At 69.7% G+C, this 21,467-nt stretch carries 14 protein-coding genes and 1 pseudogene; 7 read left to right on the top strand and 8 right to left on the bottom strand.

The window, feature by feature from the left end:
- Positions 1–144 precede the first annotated feature (144 nt).
- The 5 genes from FHR38_RS03710 to eccCa form a co-directional block, all read right to left on the bottom strand.
- Positions 145–633 (bottom strand): hypothetical protein, encoded by a 489-nt coding sequence (locus tag FHR38_RS03710; RefSeq protein ID WP_184532764.1) that lies wholly within the window; start codon positions 631–633, stop codon positions 145–147.
- A 111-nt stretch (positions 634–744) separates the two neighbouring features.
- Positions 745–2,004 carry a type VII secretion-associated serine protease mycosin gene (gene mycP / locus FHR38_RS03705; protein WP_184532762.1) on the bottom strand — a complete coding sequence of 420 codons (1,260 nt, stop codon included), beginning with the start codon at positions 2,002–2,004 and terminating at the stop codon, positions 745–747.
- 120 nt (positions 2,005–2,124) lie between these two features.
- The gene (locus FHR38_RS03700) at positions 2,125–3,855 is read right to left on the bottom strand and encodes a WXG100 family type VII secretion target (RefSeq protein WP_184532760.1); all 1,731 of its coding nucleotides are present in this window, start codon (positions 3,853–3,855) and stop codon (positions 2,125–2,127) included.
- A gap of 34 nt (positions 3,856–3,889) precedes the next feature.
- Entirely contained in the window at positions 3,890–4,510 is a 621-nt protein-coding gene (locus FHR38_RS03695; protein WP_184532758.1) for a hypothetical protein, read from the bottom strand.
- A gap of 116 nt (positions 4,511–4,626) precedes the next feature.
- Positions 4,627–8,580, bottom strand: coding sequence for a type VII secretion protein EccCa (gene eccCa / locus FHR38_RS03690; protein ID WP_184532756.1), 3,954 nt, complete (start codon positions 8,578–8,580; stop codon positions 4,627–4,629).
- 137 nt (positions 8,581–8,717) lie between these two features.
- Between eccCa and eccD the strand changes: the two genes are divergently transcribed.
- The gene (eccD, locus tag FHR38_RS03685; protein ID WP_184532754.1) at positions 8,718–10,106 is read left to right on the top strand and encodes a type VII secretion integral membrane protein EccD; all 1,389 of its coding nucleotides are present in this window, start codon (positions 8,718–8,720) and stop codon (positions 10,104–10,106) included.
- Positions 10,107–10,120: 14 nt separating this feature from the next.
- Here eccD and FHR38_RS03680 read toward each other — a convergent pair whose 3' ends face one another.
- Positions 10,121–10,858, bottom strand: coding sequence for an SUKH-3 domain-containing protein (locus tag FHR38_RS03680; protein ID WP_184532752.1), 738 nt, complete (start codon positions 10,856–10,858; stop codon positions 10,121–10,123).
- A gap of 153 nt (positions 10,859–11,011) precedes the next feature.
- On the opposite strand from FHR38_RS03680, the gene eccB reads away from it, so the two are divergent.
- From eccB to FHR38_RS03665, 3 genes are all read left to right on the top strand, one after another.
- Complete coding sequence (gene eccB, locus FHR38_RS03675) at positions 11,012–12,436, top strand: type VII secretion protein EccB (RefSeq protein ID WP_184532750.1); 1,425 nt, start codon at positions 11,012–11,014, stop codon at positions 12,434–12,436.
- 147 nt (positions 12,437–12,583) lie between these two features.
- Positions 12,584–12,907 (top strand): WXG100 family type VII secretion target, encoded by a 324-nt coding sequence (locus tag FHR38_RS03670; protein WP_376771464.1) that lies wholly within the window; start codon positions 12,584–12,586, stop codon positions 12,905–12,907.
- Between the two features lie 16 nt (positions 12,908–12,923).
- Positions 12,924–13,208, top strand: a complete 285-nt coding sequence (locus tag FHR38_RS03665; RefSeq protein ID WP_184532746.1) for a WXG100 family type VII secretion target — start codon at positions 12,924–12,926, stop codon at positions 13,206–13,208.
- 139 nt (positions 13,209–13,347) lie between these two features.
- On the opposite strand, the gene mycP (FHR38_RS03660) is transcribed toward FHR38_RS03665, so the two are convergent.
- Positions 13,348–14,424, bottom strand: coding sequence for a type VII secretion-associated serine protease mycosin (gene mycP, locus FHR38_RS03660; protein WP_376771463.1), 1,077 nt, complete (start codon positions 14,422–14,424; stop codon positions 13,348–13,350).
- Between the two features lie 405 nt (positions 14,425–14,829).
- Entirely contained in the window at positions 14,830–15,033 is a 204-nt protein-coding gene (locus FHR38_RS33495) for a helix-turn-helix domain-containing protein (RefSeq protein WP_221448901.1), read from the bottom strand.
- A gap of 267 nt (positions 15,034–15,300) precedes the next feature.
- Here FHR38_RS33495 and FHR38_RS03650 point away from each other — a divergent pair, with 267 nt between their 5' ends.
- The 3 genes and pseudogenes from FHR38_RS03650 to FHR38_RS33490 all read left to right on the top strand — a co-directional run.
- Positions 15,301–15,693, top strand: a complete 393-nt coding sequence (locus FHR38_RS03650; RefSeq protein ID WP_184532742.1) for a YbaB/EbfC family nucleoid-associated protein — start codon at positions 15,301–15,303, stop codon at positions 15,691–15,693.
- Positions 15,690–16,031, top strand: coding sequence for a hypothetical protein (locus FHR38_RS03645; RefSeq protein WP_184532740.1), 342 nt, complete (start codon positions 15,690–15,692; stop codon positions 16,029–16,031). The genes FHR38_RS03650 and FHR38_RS03645 overlap by 4 nt, the downstream gene beginning before the upstream one ends.
- A gap of 53 nt (positions 16,032–16,084) precedes the next feature.
- Positions 16,085–20,917 (top strand): annotated as a pseudogene (locus FHR38_RS33490) (toxin glutamine deamidase domain-containing protein); the annotation flags it as partial.
- Positions 20,918–21,467 lie beyond the last annotated feature (550 nt).

Raw genomic sequence — 21,467 nt, 5'->3', positions numbered from 1 at the left:
CTGGCTGGTGACGACAGCGCCGGCCGGCGGACAGTTGCTCCCCCCAGGGGTGACCAGAACCGTCTGCGAGCCCGACGGGCCCGTCTCAGCGGGCTAACGGCCGCCCTGGGCTAACGGCCGCCCTGGGCTAACGGCCGCCCTGGGCTAACGGCCGCCCTGAGCGAACCAGGCGCGGGCCGGACGGCTCTTCAGCAGGACGAGGGCGATGCCCGCCAGCCCACCGACGATCAGTGGGGTGAGCATCGTCGGGGTGTAGTCGAGCCGGCCCCGGACCAGCAGGTTGATCAACGCGAGCACGAACAGTGCCAGGGTGAATCCGGCGGGCACGGTCAGCAGGCTGGAACGTCCCCGCCAGGCGCCGCTGATCCCATGCAGGGTCATCAGGACCAGCAGCAGGCTGATGCCGAGGATGCCCAAGGCGATGATCCACAGGAGGAACTTGGCATCCCCCTCGGTCCGGGCGGTGGCGACGAGGAAGCCGATTCCGGCGGCCAGCCAGGTGGCGGCGGCCGGCAACATGAGCAACGCCGCCGCCACCACCGCCGGAGGCCGGCGCACCAGCGTCGGCTGTGCCGCTGCCGACGGCGGCGGGGGAGGCGGTGGAGGTACGGCCCCAGCAGGCGAAGCGGACATCTGCGTCTCCTTGTCGCGCGGAGTGGCCGCCCCTCGGTGTCACTGGCCGGTCACCGGAGCATGAATCGGTGACCGGCCAGTGACACCTGACAGTTGGCCGACCCAGCGAGTTCAGCGGGCCGGCGGGCGCCAGATGCTGTCGTCGGCCGGGGTACGGGGTCCGCTGGCCGCCGGCCCGGCGCTCGGCGGCCCGGTAGCAGGTGGCCCGGCGCTGGGTGGCCCGGAGGGCTGGGCCGCTGGCGTCCGTTGACGGCGACGACGACGGACGAACAGGAGCACGACGACGACCAGCACCGCGATGAGCAGTAGCAGCACTCCCAGGATCAGCCAGGAATACCAGTCCTCATCAGGGTCCTGGTGCTGCCAGACGGAGAGCGGGTCCGGTGTGGCCGTGGGCGATGCGTTGGTGCTGTTGGCCCGGCCGTCCGGCTCGCCGGTCAACGCCTGGCGCAGGTCGAGTACGCCCCACCCGAAGTCCGGGTCATGGCCGGGCGTGCCCGCGTCCTTGGTCGTCTCCAGCAGCCGCTTGAAGGTGTCGAAGGCCGACAGGTTCGGGTACTTGGCCCGGATCAGAGCGACCGCACCGGAGACGACCGCAGTGGCACCACTGACACTGGTGGCCTGTGAGTACTTCCCGCCGGGCGCGGCCCGTTGCAGGTCGACCGAGGGAGCGGCGATGTCGGTCTCCTCGGCGGCGATCGACTCCGGGCCCAGCCCGCCCTTGCGGTCGCTACCGGTGACCGCGATCGCGCCCGGGTGTCGAGCCGGGTTGCCGATGACCAGGTCCTGCCGGTTGCCGACCGAGGCCACCACGATGACGTTCTTCTTGTACGCCCGGTCGACTGCCCGGTCGAGGTCGTCGTCGGAGGAACTGGAGAGCGACACGTTGATGATGTCGGCACCATGGTCGACGGCCCAGTCGATGCCGGCCGCGACCGCGTCCGGAGCGATGATGCCCTGTCTGGCGGACTGCACCGTGACCGGCAGGATCTTGGCCTTCGGGGCGATGCCCAGCACTCCGTCGCCGTTACCTGGCCCGTGTCCGTGTCCGGCGATCAGCGAGGCCATGGCGGTGCCGTGGCCCTGCCGGTCGACCCGACCCTTGGTCTTTTCGTCGTGCAGATCCACCCCGGGCAACACGTTGTCCTTGAGGTCGGGGTGGGCGGCATCGACACCCGTGTCGATGACCGCCACCGTCACGCCCTCACCCTGGGTGATCTTGTGCAGCTCGGCGAGACCGAGCGCGTCGAGGTGCCAGGAGCGGTCCCGGACCTCGTCGGCCGCTGCGGGCGCGGCCGGGAGGGCCAGGGCACCGAGCAGGCTCAGGGTGAGTACGGACAGCGCGGCTGCCGGGCGGGGGACCACGCGCATGATCGGTTCAACCTCCCATTGTGGGCCGCCGGCAGGCGGCTGTACGGTCCGTCACCGTATGGTACGGGCCGGCCACCGTACGCCTGGCGTCGGTGACCGGCCCGCCGGTCCTAGTTGGGATCAGGATTGGCCCAGCGCCTTGCCCTGCTGCTGTGGCCGGTGTTCCGTCGGTGCCTCGATGTTGCCGACCGCAGTGGACTCGGTGACCCACAGTTCGTCGTCACCGTCGCCGTACTCCCAGTCCTCCGTGGCGTCCTCCGGCTTGCGGCCAGCCGTCCGCTGGGGCGGTACGGCGGGGCCACGCCGACCACCGAGCGACGGCGCCGGGCCGGTGGTCGGAGCGGGCCGACCGGTGCCGGGTGCGCCCCGTCCGGTGAGGTTGGGCTGCGCCGGGGTGCCGGGTTTGCCCGTGCCAGTGACCGAGGAGGCGCCCCCCTGCGGGCTGGTCGGCTGCTTGCCACCGGGTCCGGTCGGGGTCCCCGGGGCTTGGCCACGTTTGCCCCCGAGGCTCGGTGGTGGCGTGGCCGGACGACCGTTGGGGCCAAGACCGGTGGACCGGCCGGTGGGCTTGGTGCTACCGGGCAGGTTTGGTGTCGATGGTGGGACCGGGCGGCCGGTCGACCGAGTGCCGAGGCCGCGCGCACCCGGTCCGCTTCCCGTGCCGGTGTTGCCGGGCAGGGTGGGCCGGCTGGGTGGCGCTCCCCGGGTGCCGGCCCCACGCCCGCCGGGCGCGCCGGGGCCGGTGTTGCCCGGCAGGGTGGGCCGCCCCGGCCGGTTCGATCCGGCAGAACGCGCTCCCGGTCCGCTGCTCGGACCACTGCCGGTGCCGGGCAGGGTCGGCTTCACCGGGCCAGGACCACCGCGTGCCCCCGGAACGCCGGGGACCATCGGGGTGTGCGGCGCTGGGCCGCCGGCCGGTGCCGGTCCCGGGGACGGCGTAGACGGGACGTTCGGTGCCGTGGGCGGCGGGGCGGTCGCCGTGCCGGCCAGACTCAACCCGTCCGGGACGTTGCCCGGTAGGTCGGGCTTGCCCGGTGCGTCGGAGAGGTTCGGCGTGTCCGGGCGTCCCCTCAGGTTGGGCCGCGTGGGCGGCGTGCCCCCGGTGGGCGTGCCGGGCCGGGACCCGCCGGGCCGTCCGGGCGCACCCGGGGCACCCGGCCGGGGCACCTGCGACGGGTCGGTGATGGCCGCGTTCGTCGGGCCCTTGAACTTGCCGCCCCGGGAGATGTTGCTGATGTAGACGTCGATGTAGAGCTCGCCGAGCGGCTTCACCAGCCCGACCGCCCGATCGTGGAACTTCTTCTGCACTTCCTCCGGGGTGTCCCCGTTGTTTGCGCCGAAGATGTCGCCGAACTGGAGACCCTCGTCGTCCTTGCGCTTGCCTTCCTGCTTGTTCTGCTCGGCGAGGTAGTCCTCCCAGAGCGGTTTGAAGTCCCGCTGCACTGTTTGGATCTTGGTGGCCAGCTGTTCGAGACCGCTGGCGCTGTCGTTGGCGATCTGCTTCCACTCGTCCAGTGAGTAGAGGGTGGCGCCGACCTTGCCCATGAAAATCTCACCCGCTGGCGAGGTCCACTTTGCGGCCAGCGCGTCGGCGTGCTTCTTCAGGTTCTCCCGGGTGCTCTCCAACAGGACGCTGGTACGCCGCCACATCTCCGCCAGGGCGCGAGTCCGCTCGTCGCTCTCCTTCTGCATCCACGCCCACATCTTCTCGATGTTGGTGTTGGGATGCTCCCAGTTGGTGGGCGTGTAGACCCGGTTCGGGTCGGAGTAGTTGGCGGTGATGTAGTCGTCGCTGTACCCCGAGTACATCGGCGGCGAATAGTGTACGTATCCGTAGTATTCGTCGGACATGCTGCTCCTCGATAACTCCTGGTTCCGCCGCCGACTAGTGCTCGTATTCGGGCATGTCGTACTTGGGGTCGTGCATGCCCTCGTCGTCGCCCTGGATGGTGTACTCGCCCGGCTTGCCCTCGGCGATGGTTGATTCCTCGTACATGGCCGGAGTGCCGCCGGGGGTGGAGCCGGTGTCCTCGCCCTTGCCGAAGTAGGTGTTCGGGTCGTCGGCACCCTCCGGCACCAGGTTCTGCGGGTCCTCGTCCGGACCCTTGCCCTCCTGGCCCCAGTAGTCGTTGAGGGTCTGCTGGCCGTCGACCCCCGAGAACGCGTTGAGGACATCGTCGTTCGTGGCCTGTGACAGGGCGTCACCGGTGAGGTACTCGGCGGCGATGGAAGTGGCGGCGACACTCAAGGCGGTAAGCCCTCGCATGGCCTCACCGAGCATCTGCGCCACGGCAGCGCGGCTGTCGTCGTGTCGGCCGCGGAAGAACCGGCCTTCCTCCAGCCCACCCGCCCCGAACGGCGCCTGCGTGGTGAGCATCGGTTTGATGCCGTTCTCGAAGCTCGGCTGGAAGTTGAGCTCCAGCTCCTTCTTGATGTGCTCGGCGAAGTCCTGAAGCTGCTGGATGTCGACTTCGATGTCCTTGTCGACGAGCCACTCGTCGCCCATGTGCCTCCCCCGTTCACCTACATGCCCGTGGTGCGGTCGTCTCCGCCGACCGCAGGTCGTACCCGTCCACTCTGGTAGACGCTATCGCCGTCAAGCAAGCCAGAGCGAGACAGTTGTCACGCCCGAGGTGGCAGATTCACCAGCTGGACCAGGCGGTTGCCCTCCCGGCGGGTCACCAACCAGCCCCGGCCCGGCGGCAGCGGACCGGGCCGGACGGTACCCAACAACACCCCTTCGTCCCGGTTACCGGACATCACGATGCCCGGCGTGCTCAGCTCCCGCAGCCGCATGAGGACCGGCTCGTAGAGCGCCCGGCTGGCCCCACCGGTACGGCGGGCGATGATCAGGTGCAGGCCGATGTCGCGGGCCTGGGCCAGGAACTCCAGCAGCGGTGCCAGCGGGTTGCTCCCCGCCCCCGCCACCAGGTCGTAGTCGTCGACCAGGACGTAGAGGTCGGGCCCCTTCCACCAGTTGCGCGCGCGCAACTGCTCGGCCGTGACGTCCGCCGGGGGTAGCCGATCCCGCATGACGTTGGCCACCTCGGTGATGATGCCGTCGGTGATCTGGGCCGAGGAGCCGTAGCCGATCAGGTGTGGCGAGGTGATGTCGCCGAGCATGCTGCGCCGATAGTCGACGATGACCAGTCGGGCCTCGGTCAGCTCGTGCCGGTCGGCGATGCTCGTCGCCAACGCGCGCAGGAAGGTGCTCTTGCCCGACTCGCCGTCCCCGAAGAGCAGGAAGTGCGGGTCGGCGGCGAAGTCGAGGTGCACCGGCTGGAGGTCGACCTCGGCGATACCGATCGGAATGCCGGGCCGGCCGGTGGCGGGCAGACTGCCGTACGGCAGCACCGCCGGCAGCAGCCGGATCGGCGGTGCCCCCGGCCCCTGCCAGGCGTTGGCCAGGTCCGTGATGAGCTTGCGGCCCCCCTCAGGCAGGCTCTCCGAATCCTGTACGCCGTCGGCCCGGGGCAGCGCGGCCAGGAACTGCATCCCCTCGGCGGTGATACCGCGACCCGGTGCCTTCTCCGGCACGTTCATCGCCGCCCGCCGGTCCAGGTTGGAGTCGCTGGCGTCGGCGAGCCACAACTCCAGTCGGGTGCCGAAGACGTCCCGGATCGCCGGCCGCAGGTCCATCCACCGCGAGGCGGTGACGGCCAGGTGCACCCCGAAGGAGAGGCCCCGGTTGGCGATGTCGTTGATGACCGGTTCGAGGTCCTCGAACTCGGCGCGGATGGTGGCCCAGCCGTCGACGACCAGGAAGATGTCCCCGAACGGGTCCTCGCTGTGCTGGCCGTGCCGCCGCGCCCGCCGGTACGCCGCCATCGAGTCCACTCCGCGCTCGGCGAACCGGCGCTCCCGCTGCGACATCAGCAGCTGTAGCTCGGCGATGGTGCGCCGGACCAGGCCGGAGTCCAGCCGGGTCGCGACCGCGCCGACGTGCGGCAGGTCCCGCAGCGAGGAGAGCGCGCCGCTGCCCAGGTCGAGGCAGTAGACCTGGGCCTCGCGTGGGGTGTGGGTGAGGCCGAGCGAGGTGACGAGGGTACGCAGCAGGGTGCTCTTGCCGCTCTGCGGTCCGCCCACGATCACGGTGTGCCCGGCCGCGCCGGCGAGGTCCAGCCAGAGTACGTCGCGACGCTGCTCGAAGGGCTTGTCGACGATGCCGACCGCCACCTGCAACTCGCCGTGCAGGCCGGTGTGGGTAACCGTGATGCCCCGGTTGGGGTCGGCGGCCAGCGGCGGCAGCATCTGGTCCAGCGTCGGTGGGTCGCTCAGCGGCGGCAGCCAGACCTGGTGCGCCGGCTTGCCGCGGCCGGTGAGCCGGCCGACCAGGAGGTCCAGCAGGCTCTCGCCGATCGCGTCGGTGGACTCCTCCACCACCGGCTTCGGGGTACGGGTCAGCTGCGGCGCGACGTACTGGGTGGTGTACTCCTGCACCCGCTCGTCTCCGTCACCCGCGGCGACCGCCTCGGCGGTCTTGCTCCGGTATGTGCCGGAGACGTACGCGGCCTTGAACCGGACCAGCGGCTCGGTGCCGTAGCGCAGGTAACCGTGACCGGGGGAGCGGGGCAGTTCGTAGGCGTCGGTGGCACCGAGGACCACCCGGGACTCCATCGCAGAGAAGGTCCGTAGACCGATCCGGTACGACAGGTGGGTGTCCAGGCCGCGCAGCCGGCCCTCCTCCAGCCGCTGCGAGGCGAGCAGCAGGTGTACGCCGAGGGACCGTCCGACCCGTCCGATCTGGACGAACATGTCGATGAAGTCGGGTTTGGCGGTGAGCAGCTCGGAGAACTCGTCACAGATGATGAGCAGGCTGGGCAGCGGTGCCAGGGGAGCACCCGCGGATCGGGCCTTTTCGTAGTCGCGCTGTGACGCGTAGTTGCCAGCCGCGCGGAGCAGTTCCTGCCGGCGGACCAGCTCGCCGTTGATGGAGTCGGTCATCCGGTCGACCAGTGGCAGCTCGTCGGCCAGGTTGGTGATCACCGCGCTGGTGTGCGGCAGTTTGTCCAACTTGGTGAAGGTCGCGCCACCCTTGAAGTCGACCAGGACGAAGTTCAGGCTCTCCGACGAGTGGGTGGTGGCCAGGGCCAGGACGAGGGTACGCAGCAACTCCGACTTACCCGAACCCGTGGCTCCGATCAGCAGTCCGTGTGGCCCCATGCCGTCCTGCGCGGACTCCTTCAGGTCCAGGTCCACCGGGCCGCCGTCCGGCGTCACGCCGAGCGGCACCCGCAGCCGGTCCCGGTTCGGCCGGGGCGTCCACGCCCGGTCGACGTCGAACTCGTACGGGTCGCCGAGGTTGAGAAGTTCCGCGAGGCCGAGTTCGGTGGTCAGCGACGTCTCGCCCCGCGAGGCGGCGGAGAGCCGCATCGGCGCCAGCTGCATGACCAGCGCCTCGATCTCCTCGATCCGGCATCGGTCGGCCCGACCGATGTCGGCCGGCCCGTCGACGGTCATGCTGCTCAGCTTGCCGTCCGCATCGATCTCCAGGGCCAGCCGGGCCCGGTCGAGCACCCGGGGCGGCGGCTGGGACAGGTCGATGATGGTGACCCCCTCGACGCCCCCGTCGGTCATCAGGTGGTCCGAGCCGGCGGCGTCGCCGCCGTCGATGACCACCAGCACGTGCGGACCGTTGACCTGGGGTTCACCGCCCGAGAGGTTGAACCGGGGGCGGCTGGCCAGCACGTCGTCGAGCATCGCCTCCAGGCCGGCGACGGTCGGCGAGACCAGTCGCAGCGCACCCAACGCATCCGTCTTGGTGGGATGCAGGGCGTGTGGCAACCACTTGGCCCACTCCCAGTAGCCCCGGCGATCGGCACTGACCGAGATCGCCACGAGCATGTCGTCCGGGGCGTGGAAGGCGACCGCCTGGGTGAGGATCGCCCGGACCAGACTGCGCTTGGCCTCCTCGTCTCCACGAAGGTGGATGCGGGCGAAGCCGTTCAGGGCCATCGTCACCGGCAGGTCCGGAACCTCCGCGTACGTGGTGAGGAACCGGCGCAGCGCCAACGCGCACATCGGTTCCAGCTTCTCCAGCGAGGTGGCCGGTGGCGGCACCAGCGGCGTCGCCAACTCCTGGACCCCGAGGCCGATGCGTACGGTGGCGAAGTCCGCGTCACCACGCCGACGTTCCCACAGACGCGGACCGACCGGGATGGACCACAGGGAGTCCGGGTCCGGGTGCCGGTAGAAGGCCGACTCCCGCTGCTTGCGTACCGTCTTCAGGACCCGCCGCCGCTGCCGGGCCAGGTGGTCCATGTACTCCCGGCGGCGTTGCAGCATCTCCTGCTTGCTCGGCCCGCCCGAGTGGTTGGACAGCTGCGAGGCCAGCATGCCGATCGCCGACAGGCCGAAGAGGCCGCCGGTGACGTAGCCGATGGTGCTGCCGCGTTGACCGGCGAACATCAGCGCCATCGCCACCGAACCAGCGAGCATCGGCAGCATCATCAGCATCTGGCCCCAGGCCTTGCCACCGGGTGGGGGAACCTCCGGTGGTGGGTCGAGCAGCACCTCGCCGGACGGGTACTCCGGTTCAGGCTGTCGAGCCGGACGTTTGACCACCACGGTGCTCACGAATCAGACCCCTCCGCCGATGCTCGGTCGCCACCGTAGCGAACCGGCCCCGGCGACACCGGCACATGGTAGGTAGCCTCATCCCGTCATGACAGCCGCGGGCGGTCAGCCCGCTCCTCGCCGCGAGGGGTCAAGCAGTGGTCACCCAGGCCGGAACCGGACTAGCGCGTATCGTCATCGTCGCACCCACCCGGCGGCTCGATCTTGCCCTACCCGAGCATCTACCGCTCGTGGGGCTCCTTCCAGCCGTCCTGCGCCAGACAGACGAGAATCCGTCGGACGGCGTCGTCCACGGTGGTTGGACCCTACGTCGGGCCAACGGCAGCGTCCTGGACCTGTCCCGGACGCTGGCCGCGCAGGACGTCCACGACGGCGAGACCCTGCACCTGGTGCCGCGTCGTACCGACTGGCCGGAACTGGCGTATGACGACCTGATGGAGGCGATCGCGGATGGGGCCCGCCGGCGGGGTATCGCCTGGACACCCGCCGTGACTCGGATCACTGGCCTCGTCGTCGCCGGCCTGCTGCTCATTCTCGGGCTGGCCGTCATCCTCTTCTCCGACAAGCCCGGTTGGGCCGGCGGAGCGATCGCACTCGGTGCCGCGACCGTGCTGCTGGTCGCCGGGATCGCGCTGTCCCGGGCGCTGTCGGACTCGCTCGCCGGGGCCGTCCTCGCCGCGCTCAGCATGCCGTACGCCTTCATGGGTGCCGCCCTGGTCATCGGATCGGGTGAGTCGGTCTGGGCACTGGGTGCCCCGCACGTGCTACTCGGCTCCGCAGGTCTGTTGCTGGCCGCTCTACTCGGTTTCCTGGGCGTGGGCGACGCCAGCCGGGTCTTCGTGGCGGGCATCTTCACCGGTGTCTGCGGACTGACGGGTGGCCTGCTGGCCCTCAGCTCGCTCGACGCCGCGCAGGGTGCGGCGATCATCATCAGCGTGGTGACCCTGCTCCTGCCGGCAATGCCGCTGATCTCCGTCCGGCTCGGCAAGATGCCGATGCCGATGCTGCCCCGCACCGTGGACGACCTGCTGCGCGACGACGAGCAGCCGAGCCGGGAGAAGGTCTACCAGGCCACCGCGCGGGCCGACGAGATGCTGACCGGCATGATGTTCGGGGCGGTCACGGTCACCGTCAGCTGCCTGGTGGTACTGACGAAGGCCAGTACGGTCTCCACGCTGCTCCTGGCCGGCATCGTGTCGCTCGGCTGCCTGCTGCGGGCCCGGTTGGTGGCGACGGTCCGACACCGGGTGCCGCTGCTGGTCGCCGGGCTGACCGGCGTCGCCCTGGTTCCCCTGGTCGGTGCGGCCGACACCTCGACGCTGGTCCGGGTGGTGGCGGTGCTGCCGCTGGCGCTGGTGGCGGCGGCCGTCGTGGCCAGCGCCGGGCTGGTCTACAGTCAGCGTCCGCCGTCGCCGAGACTGGCCCGGTTCGGGGACATGCTGGATGTCGTCCTGCAACTGGCGGTGGTCCCAGTGGCCTGTAGCGTGCTCGGACTCTACGCCTTCATGCGGGCCATCAACGGCTGACGCCTACGGGGCGGTCACCAGGTCCGGTCGCTGGCCGGGGTGAGTTCGGTGCCCCGGATCAGCGCGACCAACGCCTCGTCGATGCCCGCGCCGACGAAGAACTCCTCCGCCCAGTGCAGCATGAAGACCCGGCCCTGCGCGTCGATGACCAACTCGGACGGCCCGTCCTCGTTGTTGCCCAACGGAAAGACCGGGTTGTCGTACTCCTCGGCGAAGGTGCGGGCGGCGTCGGTGGCCACCCCGCCACGCGTGGGGTGCAGGTAGCTGGTGAAACCCCCCTCCGGCTCGCCGTTACGGCCGAACTGGGGCAGGCGCAGACCGCCGAACTCGGTCAGCGCGGCGCGCGCCACCGGAAAGAACGTGAGCCCGGCGAGGTCCCCGGCGAAACGGTTCCGCCAGTGGTCCACCGCAGCGGTGACCTCCCGACCCGGGAACCAGCCAGCCTCCTCCAGCACATACCGCACGTCCGGGGGGAAGCGGTGGTCGACGGCACGCTGTTGGGCGTACCGCTCGGCGATGACCGGGGCGGGCAGCGACGGCCACTGGGTCAGTTCACCGGTCTCCCGATCGATCACGGCCCGGGGGAAGCCGGTCGCCGCCGGTGGCCGGCTGGGGTCCGCCGGTGCCGGTAGCACGGGCCAGGCGACGTAGCCGAGGTCGAACTCGTGCAGTCCGACCTCCGGTGCCGGGCCGGGTCGATCGCCGGCCGCCCAGGCGCGGGCGAGGGCTAGTGCCTCCTCGCGACTGATCATGGAATGCTCCCTGGAGTCGATTCCGGGCCCACCGGCCATCGTCGGGTGCCCATCAGGTTGGGTGCCGGCATCGGCGTACGCCTGCGATGCCTATCGTAGGCACGGCGGTCCGGCGCCCCATCCGCGCCGGCCTCACGCCAGGGGGAGGATGCGATGCCGTCGCGACGGGACCAGGTCCAGTCGTACCAGTTCTTCGTTCAGCGGATGACCTCCGCGTTGGTCGCCCGGGACCCGGATCCGGCCTCGGCGCCGTTTCGTCGTCTCGGCGGCGCGGGCCTCGGCGGCATCATGGTGGGGGTGATCTTCCTGGCCGCGGTAGGCGTGTACGGGCTCATCTTCCCCGGGGGTGCCTACCGCTGGAAGGAAGGCGGAACGGTCATCCTGGAGAAGGAGACCGGGACCCGCTACCTGTATCGGGATGGCCGGCTGCACCCGGTGCTGAACTACGCCTCGGCGTTGCTGGCGATGGAGTCGCCAGCCCAGACGCTGACCGTGTCACGTAACTCGCTGGTAGGTACCCCACGCGGGCCGAGGATCGGCATCCCGGACGCACCGGAGGCGCTTCCCGACCCCAAGCGGATGCTCGGCGGCCCGTGGACCCTCTGCTCCCAGCCCGCCCGGGACGAGGCCGGCGAACTCGTACCGACCACGGTGCTGACGGTGGGCCAGCGCCCCTCCGGTGGACGAGACCTGGGCGACGCCGGACTGCTCGCCCGGGACAGCAAGACCAACCGGCTCTATCTGGTGTGGAACGACCACCGGTACGAGATCACCGACGAGCGCATCGTCCTGGAAGGGTTGACGATGGGCTCGGAGCCGGTCGTCTCGGTCGGTGGGGCCTGGCTCAACGCCCTCCCGGCGGGGGAGCCGATCAGGGTGCGGGAGATCGCCAACCGGGGCAATTCCTCCCAGGCGCTCTCCGACGCGCAGGTCGGTCAGGTCTACGTGGTGGAGAGCCAGAACGGCAGCCGCCAGTACTACCTCGCCGAACGTGACAAGCTGGCCCCGCTGACCCAGTTGGAGGCCGACGTGCTGCTGGCCGACCCCGCCACCCGGCGGGCGTACGACGGAGCGGAGCCGAAGGCCATTCCGCTCAACGCCAACACGGCCGCGAGCGCGCCGAAGTCCGCACCGCCGGCTGAGGGCAGCCACCGGGCACCCCAGCAGCGTCCGGAGATCGCCCGGTTGACCGGCGATCGCCCGGTGGTCTGCGCCGGGTACGAACCGGGCCAGACCGACCCGCAGGTGCTCCTGGACGCGCAGGTGCAGCCGGTGAAGGAACCGGTGCGTACCGCGCAGCAGACCGGCGACGGCATCCCGCTGGCCGACCGGGTCGTGGTGCCGCCCGGATACGGGGTGCTGGTGTCCTCCATGCCCTCGCCGGACGCTCCGACCGGCACACTCAATCTGGTGACCGATCTGGGCTACCGTTACCCGCTGGCATCGGAGGGGGTGCCCGGCATGTTCGGTTACCAGGACGTCGAACCGGTCCGCCTGCCGGCCAGCCTCGTCGTTCGGCTGCCCAGCGGTCCCGCACTGGACCCCGCGACGGCGAAGCGCGCCATCGACCCTGAGTGACGGACCGGCCAACCGCCCTAGCGCGGGCTGGACCGTAACCGCTACCGTTCTGGACGACAGGGGGTGCGTAAGCGCCGTGGATAGACGCTTTCCGGGTAACCGGTGGGCAATCGAGCGAGGACGGGGGTGACTTCCGCCATGACGCAGATGAATACCGACACCGCCTTGATGGTGCAGACCGAGAAGGACGTCGACGGCGTCGCGGACCGGCTGACCGGTAACCTCAACCGGCTGATGGACGAGTTGGCGCCGTTGTACGACCAGTGGAAGGGCGCGGGTGCGGGTTCCTTCCATGAGGTTCGTCGGCGGTTCGACGAGGACATGGCGAAGTTGAACGTGGCGCTGCGGGCGATCGCCGAGGCCGTCGGGTCCGCGGGTAAGGACTACGACGTCGCCGATGACGAAATCAAGTCCGAGATGGACTCGGCAGGTGCCACGGCCGGTCAGATCACTGCGGCACTGAAGCTCTGACCGGGGGAGGAGTCTCGTGGAGATCCGCTACAACTTTCCGGCGCTGCAGGCGGCGGCGGACAACTGCGGTAACGCCAGTAAGAATCTGAACGGCGAGCTGGAAGGGCTCAAGCAGGGCATCCAGCCGCTGCTCACGACCTGGGAAGGCGACGCGCAGACGGAGTACTACCGCCGGCAGAACGACTGGGAGGCGGCCGCCAACGACCTGCGTGACCTGCTCGGTCGGATCGAGAAGGCGCTGCGGGAGTCGGCCATCAAGATGCAGCAGCGGGAGAACGCGAACAAGGCGAAGTTCCAGTAATCGCCGACATCGCGTGCTGGCCCGGTCCTCCGACCGGGCCAGCACCGTTTCCACGGCCTTTCCGCGCGCCAGTGCCCACCGGCATTTTCACAAGCCAGTGCCCGCCGGCCTTTCCGCGCGCCAGTGATGCGGGTGCGGCTTAGCCGGGCGTCGACGAACTGGGCACCCGGAAGAAGACCTCCTCCGGTTCGTCGATCTCCACCCTAGGCGCGGGTGGCTCCGCCGGCCGGGCCGCGCGCCACCGCCGCCGTCGACCGTACGGCAACAGCAGGGCGGACATTGCCAGCGCGAGGACGATGACCCCCACTCCCACCGCCCCCCAGGTCGCCACCTGTCCGAAGACCCGCCAGCGGTCGGCTCGGGCGATCGCCGCCGGATCGTGGGGCGGATCCGGCAGGGGCGGCTGGGCGACCGGTGGGGCTGAGGTCAGGCGCTCGGTGACCGCCCGGTAGGGATTGACGATGCCGTTTCCGTACCCCTCGACGGGCCCACCGCGGGCCGGGTCGGCGGTCGCCGCGATACGACGGGCCACCTCGTCCGCCGAGAGGTCGGGCTCGGCCGACCGGATCAGCGCGGCGGTGGCGCTCACCATTGGTGTGGCGAAGCTGGTACCGGTCCAGCTCGCGTGCCCGAACAGCCGGGTCGCCGCAGTGATGTTCCCGCCGGGCGCCACGACGTCGACGTACGACCCGATCTGGGACTGGGTCACGCGCGCGCCGCGCTCGTCGATGGCGCCGACACCGATGACCCCGTCGTACGCGGCTGGGAAGGGCACCGGGTCCGGGCGCACGCCGTTCTGGTGTTGGTTGCCGGCGGCGGCGACCAACACCACGTTCTTGGAACGGGCATACTTGACCGCCGACTCGATGGATTCGTCCGGTATGTAGAGCGTGACGGACATGTTGATGACCTGGGCACCGCTGTCCACCGCCCGGCGGATGGCCCGGGCGAACAGTTCCGGGGTGATCGTCTCGCCCTTGGATTTTCCGCTCTGGTCCACCTCGCGTTCGCTGACCCGGATGGGCACGATCGTCACCCCGGGGGCGAGTCCCTGGAACCCGATGCCCTCCAACCGCTTCGCCGCGATGATGCTGGCGACCGCTGTGCCGTGGGAGACACAGTCGACGTCACCACCGGGGCCACCTCGCAACGCGTCGTATCCGGTCGACACCTGACCCGCCAACTGAGGATGGGCGGGATCCGTGCCGGAGTCGATGACCGCCACCTTGACTCCGCTACCGGTGGTGAGTGCCCAGATGCGCTCCGGTGTGAACCACTGTTGATGCCAGGGAGTTTGTCGAATGAACTCGCCCGGTTCTGCCGGGTTCTTGCAGATGTCCGCTGCGGCGGCAGCCCGTGCCTGCGGCACCGCGACCTTCGCTGGTCGGGCCTGGACCGGTACGGCGGTACCGGCGGCCAGCAGGGCCGCTGTTGCCACCACCACGGACGTGCGACGGCTGACGCCCATCGGCATACTCACCTTTCCGTCCGAACAGCGTTGCTGCATCTTGACATCCTCTCCGCCCTAGCGGCGGAGGTTCCCTCCACGCTGCGTGTGGAACACACGGCGTCCGGGGGTGGGTTACCGCTCCACGGCGCGGTGCCGGGACGAGTCCCGGTCTTACCCGTGCGCTCCACGGTCGTTTGAGTTGTCCGCACGACGCGATAACTCCCCGGCAGAGACGTACGCAAGCCCTTGCTCGCGAGCCTGCTGACGCAACCGCAGCCCGTCGTTGAACACCACCCGCGCACACCCGAACGCCTTCGCCAGCTCGATCCGCTGACCCGGCGTCGGGTACAAACGGTAGTTGTAACGCAGCCGCACACGAGCACCCTATCGTTGGTTTGTCGCTGGACTCGAAGGCGTCCGTACTGGCAGAACCGTCCGGATCAAGGCACTGCTCGGGCCTTGGCGGCCTCCCAGCGCGGTCCTTTACCTCCGCCCTGAAGGGCGGAGCACTGGCCCGCATTCCGGTAGCGGTCTCGGGACGGCCGCCCGACGAGCCGACGTTGCCGGCATTCAGTATCGTCTGAGTGTCGTGTCGCCAGTCTGCGGTGCGGCGAGAGGTGTGGACGTACGGGGGAGGACGTCATGGACACGCAGGGGCTGCGTGCCCGGGCCGACGAGCTCATGGGCCAGTTCGAGCGGATGCGGTCCGGCCTTGGTGACCTACAGCAGAAGCTGAGGGCGGTGTCGGCCACCGTCGCCTCCGACGACGGCCTGGTGAAGGCCACCGTCGGCCCACGGGGCCAGGTAATCCGGGTGGAGTTCGACCCCCGCATCTACCGACGGCCGAACTCCAAGGAACTCTCCACCACGGTGACCGAAACCATCCGTCGTGCCACCGAGAAGGCCATGGCCGAAGTGGAGGAACTGTGTCGGCCGTTCGTGCCCGACTCGCAGTTCCAGGCGTACATGGAGCATGATCTAGAAGGCATCTTCCGCCAGCTCGACCGCGACCTAACGGGAGACGAGGACCGATGAGCGACAGTCACGAGACCATCGTCAACCCGAGCGCGACGCGAGGCGGGGCCAGCGCGCTGGCGGCGGCCGGTGACACCCTGGCCGGGCGATGGGCCACCCTCTCCTCGACCATCAACAGTCTGAACAGCGCCAAGCCCTGGGGCACCGACCAGGCGGGCGAGGAGTTCAACAAGAACTATCTGTCCGGCGACGAGCCCCCGGCCACCCTGACGCTCGACGCCGGAAAGAAGCTGGTCGAGCGGATGCAGCAACTGGGTCCGGACATCGCCGGAGCAGTAGACGGTACGGTCGATGTCGACGACATGGTCGACGGCTGGTTCGGTAAGGGCGAAAAGTAGCGTCACGACTCACACGACTCAACTGACAGGCATCGGCAAAGGGGCGGGCGGGCTTGGCGATACCCAATCCCAAGAGCACGCTGGGCGAGTACGCCTGGGTCTGGGACGCGATCTGCTGGGTCAGCGCCGGTGAGGCGTGGCCCACCGGCGACGAAGACAAGCTGCGCGAGCTCGGCGAGGCGTGGGTCCAGCTCTCCGAGGCGATTGGCGAGGCGCTCGGTGAGGGCGACGGTGCCGCGTTACAGATCCTGGAGAACTGGGGCGGCAGTGCCGGTGGGGCGTTCGGCCAGCTCTGGACCCAGATCGGCGTCGGCCCGAACACCGGTCTGCCGGTGGTCCAGGAAGCCGCCGCCGCACTCGGTGCCGGCTGCGACGCCGCCGCTCTGGAGATCGAGTACGCCAAGCTCACCGTTCTGATCGCCGTCATCATCACCGTCATCGCGGTCTTCGTCGCCCTGCTCATGGCGTGGCTGGGTGGCGTCTCGGCCGGCGCGATCCCCGGCATCCTGGCGGCGGGTCGCCAGGCCGTGACGGTGGCCTTCAAGCGCCTGCTCACCCAGCTCGGCCGACAGTTGTTCACCAAGGCCGGTATGAAGCTCTTCCTCCAGACGAGCATGCGCCAGATTGGGCAACGCCTCGCCCAGACCAGCCTGCGGAACGCTGGTCGGGTCATGGCGATCGAACTCGCCAAGGAGGTCGGCGAAGAGCTGATCATCGACATCGGCGCGCAGGCCTACCAGATGAACAGCGGCGAGCGCTCGGAGTGGGACACCAAGCGCACCCTCACCGCCGGCGTCGGTGGCGCCATCGGCGCTGTTCTCGGTGTCGGCTTGAACGCGGGTACCAAGTGGGCCCGGAACAACGTGGCACCGCGAATTCCGGTCAACTTCAGCCCGCCCAGCTTGAACTTCCCCGGCTCCCAGGTGGTGCGCAACTCCCTCGCCTCCGGCATGCAGAACGCGGTGATCTCACCGGTTGCCAGCACTCTGGCCAACGGCATGGTCAACGGACAGTGGCAGTTGCCGACCGGCGAGTCCATTCTCGGCGGCTTCACCAGTGGCGCCGGCCGGACCGGCCTGACCAACATCGGCACGAACATCGGGAACAGCCTCGCCGGGATCTCCAACTCCCTCAGCGGCGCGACCAACATCACTCCCGGTAACACCGGACTGGGAGAGACCGGCCCGATCAACTCCGGGAACTTCAACGTCGGTGGGGCCAACACCGGCAATCTGGGCACCGGTACGGGCACCGGCGGCGGCACTGGCACCGGTACGGGCGGCGGCACCGGCACTGGTACGGGCGGCGGCACCGGCACGGGTACCGGCGGCTCCTCCTCCGGAGGATCTTCCTCGGGCAGTGGCACCGGATCCGGCGGCACCAACTCGGGCGGATCCTCGTCCGGCAGCGGCACCGGTTCGAACTCGGGTAGCGGCAGCGGCACCAGCTCGAACTCAGGCAGCGGCAGCGGCAGCGGCTCGAACTCGGGTGGATCCTCGTCGAACAGCGGCGGTTCGAGTTCAAACAGCGGTTCGAGTACCGGTAGCGGCAACAGCGATGCCGGGGACACAGACAGCGGGCCGTCGAGTGCCCCCAACACGGGCTCCGGCTCGATCACGCTCAGCCCGCCTGAGGTGGATACCGCTGCCCCGGGCACGACTGACAGCGGAACGACCGATACCGGGCAGAGCACGGGCACCGACACCACACAGAGCGACCCGACACAGGGCGGTTCGACAAGCGGTAACCCGTCGTCGAACACACCGGTCGGAGTGCCGGTCGGCGGCGAGCCCGTGGCAGGTGGCGGGGTCTCCGACCAGACACCCTCCGGCACCCTACCGACGAGCGAAACGTCGACGTCCCCGTCCGACATCGGTCAGACCGGGAACACCACTGACACGCCGACCGTGGTGCCCGGTACCGGCCCGACGACCTCCGCACCGGTCAACGCCGGCCCCACGCCCGGTACCACCACCAGCACGCCCGGTACCACCACCAGCACGCCCGGTACCACCACCAACCCCTCGACACCGGCCACGACGACCACGTCCCCAGGTACGACGACCACGTCCCCAGGTACGACGACCACGTCCCCCGGCACCACCAGCACGACCACGGGCACGAACACCGCGCCGGGGAACACGGCGAACAACCAGCCGTCGACCGGGGCGACGCGTACCAACGTGTCGGTCACTCCGACGACTCCGTCCGGCATGTCGGCGCCCAACACCACGGCACCGAACTCCGCTGGTTCCGTGTCGCTCACTCCGCCGTCCGGGCCGTCCATGACCGGACAGTCGGTCGGCACGACGCAGCATGGCGTGCCCAACCAGCAGAGCCCCACCGGTCAGCCAGCCACGGGCCAACCGGCCACCGGTCAGCCGGGTACCAACCAGCCAGCTACGAGCCAGCCGAGCACCAACCAGCCGAACGCACCCGCACAACAGGACGTCCGGAACACCGCGCCCGGTACCACCGAGGGCGCGCGGATCCCGGCTGCTGGCGGGCCGGTCCAGCAGGACGGTTCGCTACCGGTGCCCGAGCAGAGTGGGGCTCCGGACACCAACCCAACGACCAACGAGTCGGCGGCTACGCCCCAGACATCCGACTCCGGACCGACCAACACGGATTCGGACCTGGACAGCGATCCCGACGCGGTCGTCGTACCCGTGGTGGTGCCCGGCCCGTCGTCGCCGACGGACACCACTGCGGCGAACCCGGCTCCTCCGGCGTCGAGCGGGGCCGTGAACCCGGACACCCTGCGGCGGTCGACTGGTCCGACAGGCAAGGGCACGCACAGTTGGCAGCTCGATCCGACCACCGTTGAGGGTGATCCGGCCGGTCCGGAGGCCGAACAGGCGCTGATCGAGGCGTCGCGGACGATGGCCAAGGCGATCCAGCAGGCGGTCAAGAACGAGATCATCTCCAAGGGCAAGCAGCCGGGTATGGCCGGGGCGCTGCTGATGCCCAACGGTGAGATCACCGTCCACACCAGCATGACGGTCGACAAGAGCACCAATCCACCGACAACTCCGTCGGTGCATCCGCTGCTGCAGACGCTGCTCGACCAGACCGCACAACAGCTGTCCAGGGTGGGCGCTGGTCACGGTAAGTGTTCGGAAGTCGCCCTCATCTCCGACCAGCTGTACCAACTCGAACAGCAGTGGATCAGCGAGGGTAGACCGGGCACGTTCGACGCGTACGCCCGCAGCAAGTTCGAGGGTGCGAAGATCGTCACCCATCAACTCGGTAAGGCGTTCAGCGACGGCACCGAGTACAACCACGGCGACTACCGGCCACCCTGCCGATCCTGCGAGGTGTACGTACCCGCCCTGGGCATCCAACCGATCGTGGACACGGAACGGCTCACCGGCACGAATCCACCGCCGGAGTCCGGTGTGCCGGGCAACGGGCAGCCGTTGGTCGACTCCCGCCCGTACGGCGATCCGCAGGGCCTGAACCCACCGGCCGAGACCGACCAGCAGGCGTTGCAGAACGAGGTCCCGAAGGGGCCGGACAACCAGCCGGAGGTCCACCCCGATCCCCGCGAGGGCCGGTGGGCGGACCTGGTCAACGACGGCGGCCCGACGAACCCGGGCCGGGCGACCAACTGTGCCGACGTCGGTCTGTCGTTCCTCTCCACCTGGTACGGCGATCCGCAGGTCGCGGCGGTCACCGCCGATCCGACGACGGTGGAGAACGACAGCACCGCGCGCCAGGAACAGGTACTGGGCACCAACTTCGACTCCGACGGCCACGGACAGGCCGCACTGGACGCGATCGCCGACCGCCTTCGTCAGGCCGGTCCGGGCTCGTCCGTGCTGATCATCACCAGCTGGACTGGTGAAACCGGTGGGCATGCCCACACCTGGAACGCGGTCAACCACAACGGCACCATCATCTGGGTCGACGCACAGATCAGAGCGGTCTCCGACACCGGCCCGATCCACACCACCGCGGTCGACGGCGTGTGGTCGATCACCCTCGATGCCAACGGCAACCCGTACACGTCGTCGGCCGCCGCACCCACGGTCGGTGGCACCAACAGCGGCAGCCGCTCCCAGACCGGGCGGCCCGGTGCCACGACCGAGAACACCGACTCCTCCCCGGCCGGGAGTACCGACGGCGACGTTTCCTCGCCAGCGGCGCCCGAGCAGACGGGCAACACCGACCAGTCCGACACCGATCCGGACGCAGACACCGACGTCGACGCAGACACCGACACCGATCCGGACGCCGACGTCGACACGGACGTCGACGCAGACACCGACTACGAGGGTCGGCCGTCGCTGACGGACACCCGACAGTTCGGGCCGGACCAACTGGCCCCGATCGAGGACCCGCAGTTCCAGGCCGACCTGGAGCAGAGCCTCCGGACCCCGGACGGCTTCGAGGTCTGGGCCGACCCGTTGACCCATCCGTACGGCCAGTTGATCAACGATGGTGGACCGACCCAACCGGGACGCAACAACAACTGCATCGACGTCGCACTGGCGGCGCTCTCCAGCTTCTTTGGTGACCCGCAGGTGGCGGCGCCCCGCTGGGCGGACGTCAACCCCGACGGCAGCATCGAGACGGTGCTGGGCGAGTTCGACGGCGACACCCGGGCGGCGGACTGGATCGGCGGTGAGTGGACGCCGCTACCGGACAACATGCCGGGTACGCCGGCCGAACGAGCCGCAGCGGTCGCGCAACAGTACGCCGACCTGCACCAGCAGATAGCCGACGCCGGCCCTGGGTCCGCCGCCTTGGTGATCGCCAACTGGGTGGGGTACGACGAGAACGGCGATCCGCTGGTCGACGAGGACGGCAACGTCCTCGGCGAGGGGTCGCACGCCTTCCTCGTGGTCTACCCGCTGGATGCCGATGGCCCGGTGTGGTGGGATCCGCAGGACGGGAGCACCTGGTCGCAGCCACCGGCAGACTATGTGGCGGACACGCACACGCTCGACTCGATGATCGTGCCGGACGGAGAGACGGATCATGACGGAGGACGAGGCCCGGGCACTGATCAGCCGGCTGCTCGGCACGCCAAACCAGATAGCGTTGCACCCGTTCGAGGAGGGCTGGCTGGCCCGGGAGATCCTGTCACCCGAACAACAGGCCCGGGGGATCCACGTGGGTCAGGGGAGCTTCGTCATCGACCGGAGCGGAGTGGTGACAGCACATCCGAGTCTGCCCCCACGGCTGATCATGAGGCGGTACAGCCAGGCACGCCAGGAGGGCCGGATCACCGGCCGGCAGGTGTGGCCGGAGGCCGATCCGACGGGCTGACCGGCGACTCCGCCGGGCCGGACGTACGGCAGGCGGCAGCGGGCACGGTCTTCGGCGGCGCGGCGCTGGACGCCGACCCGGCGCGTACCACCGCCGCCGTGCAGCAGGCGTTGACCACCGGCCCGCTGCCGGCGGATGCGGTCGCCGACCCGGCCACCGGCA

It is taken from the genome of Micromonospora polyrhachis, from assembly GCF_014203835.1.
Taxonomy (GTDB): domain Bacteria; phylum Actinomycetota; class Actinomycetes; order Mycobacteriales; family Micromonosporaceae; genus Micromonospora_H; species Micromonospora_H polyrhachis.
Note: the sequence above shows the minus strand (reverse complement) of the source record. Positions and strands in the feature narration are given on the sequence as shown.

Coding starts and splice junctions, on each gene's coding strand:
- FHR38_RS03710 (WP_184532764.1), bottom strand. CDS start 633: ATGTCCGCTTCGCCTGCTGGGGCCGTACCTCCACCGCCTCCCCCGCCG.
- mycP (WP_184532762.1), bottom strand. CDS start 2,004: ATGCGCGTGGTCCCCCGCCCGGCAGCCGCGCTGTCCGTACTCACCCTG.
- FHR38_RS03700 (WP_184532760.1), bottom strand. CDS start 3,855: ATGTCCGACGAATACTACGGATACGTACACTATTCGCCGCCGATGTAC.
- FHR38_RS03695 (WP_184532758.1), bottom strand. CDS start 4,510: ATGGGCGACGAGTGGCTCGTCGACAAGGACATCGAAGTCGACATCCAG.
- FHR38_RS03680 (WP_184532752.1), bottom strand. CDS start 10,858: ATGATCAGTCGCGAGGAGGCACTAGCCCTCGCCCGCGCCTGGGCGGCC.
- eccB (WP_184532750.1), top strand. CDS start 11,012: ATGCCGTCGCGACGGGACCAGGTCCAGTCGTACCAGTTCTTCGTTCAG.
- FHR38_RS03670 (WP_376771464.1), top strand. CDS start 12,584: ATGAATACCGACACCGCCTTGATGGTGCAGACCGAGAAGGACGTCGAC.
- FHR38_RS03650 (WP_184532742.1), top strand. CDS start 15,301: ATGGACACGCAGGGGCTGCGTGCCCGGGCCGACGAGCTCATGGGCCAG.
- FHR38_RS03645 (WP_184532740.1), top strand. CDS start 15,690: ATGAGCGACAGTCACGAGACCATCGTCAACCCGAGCGCGACGCGAGGC.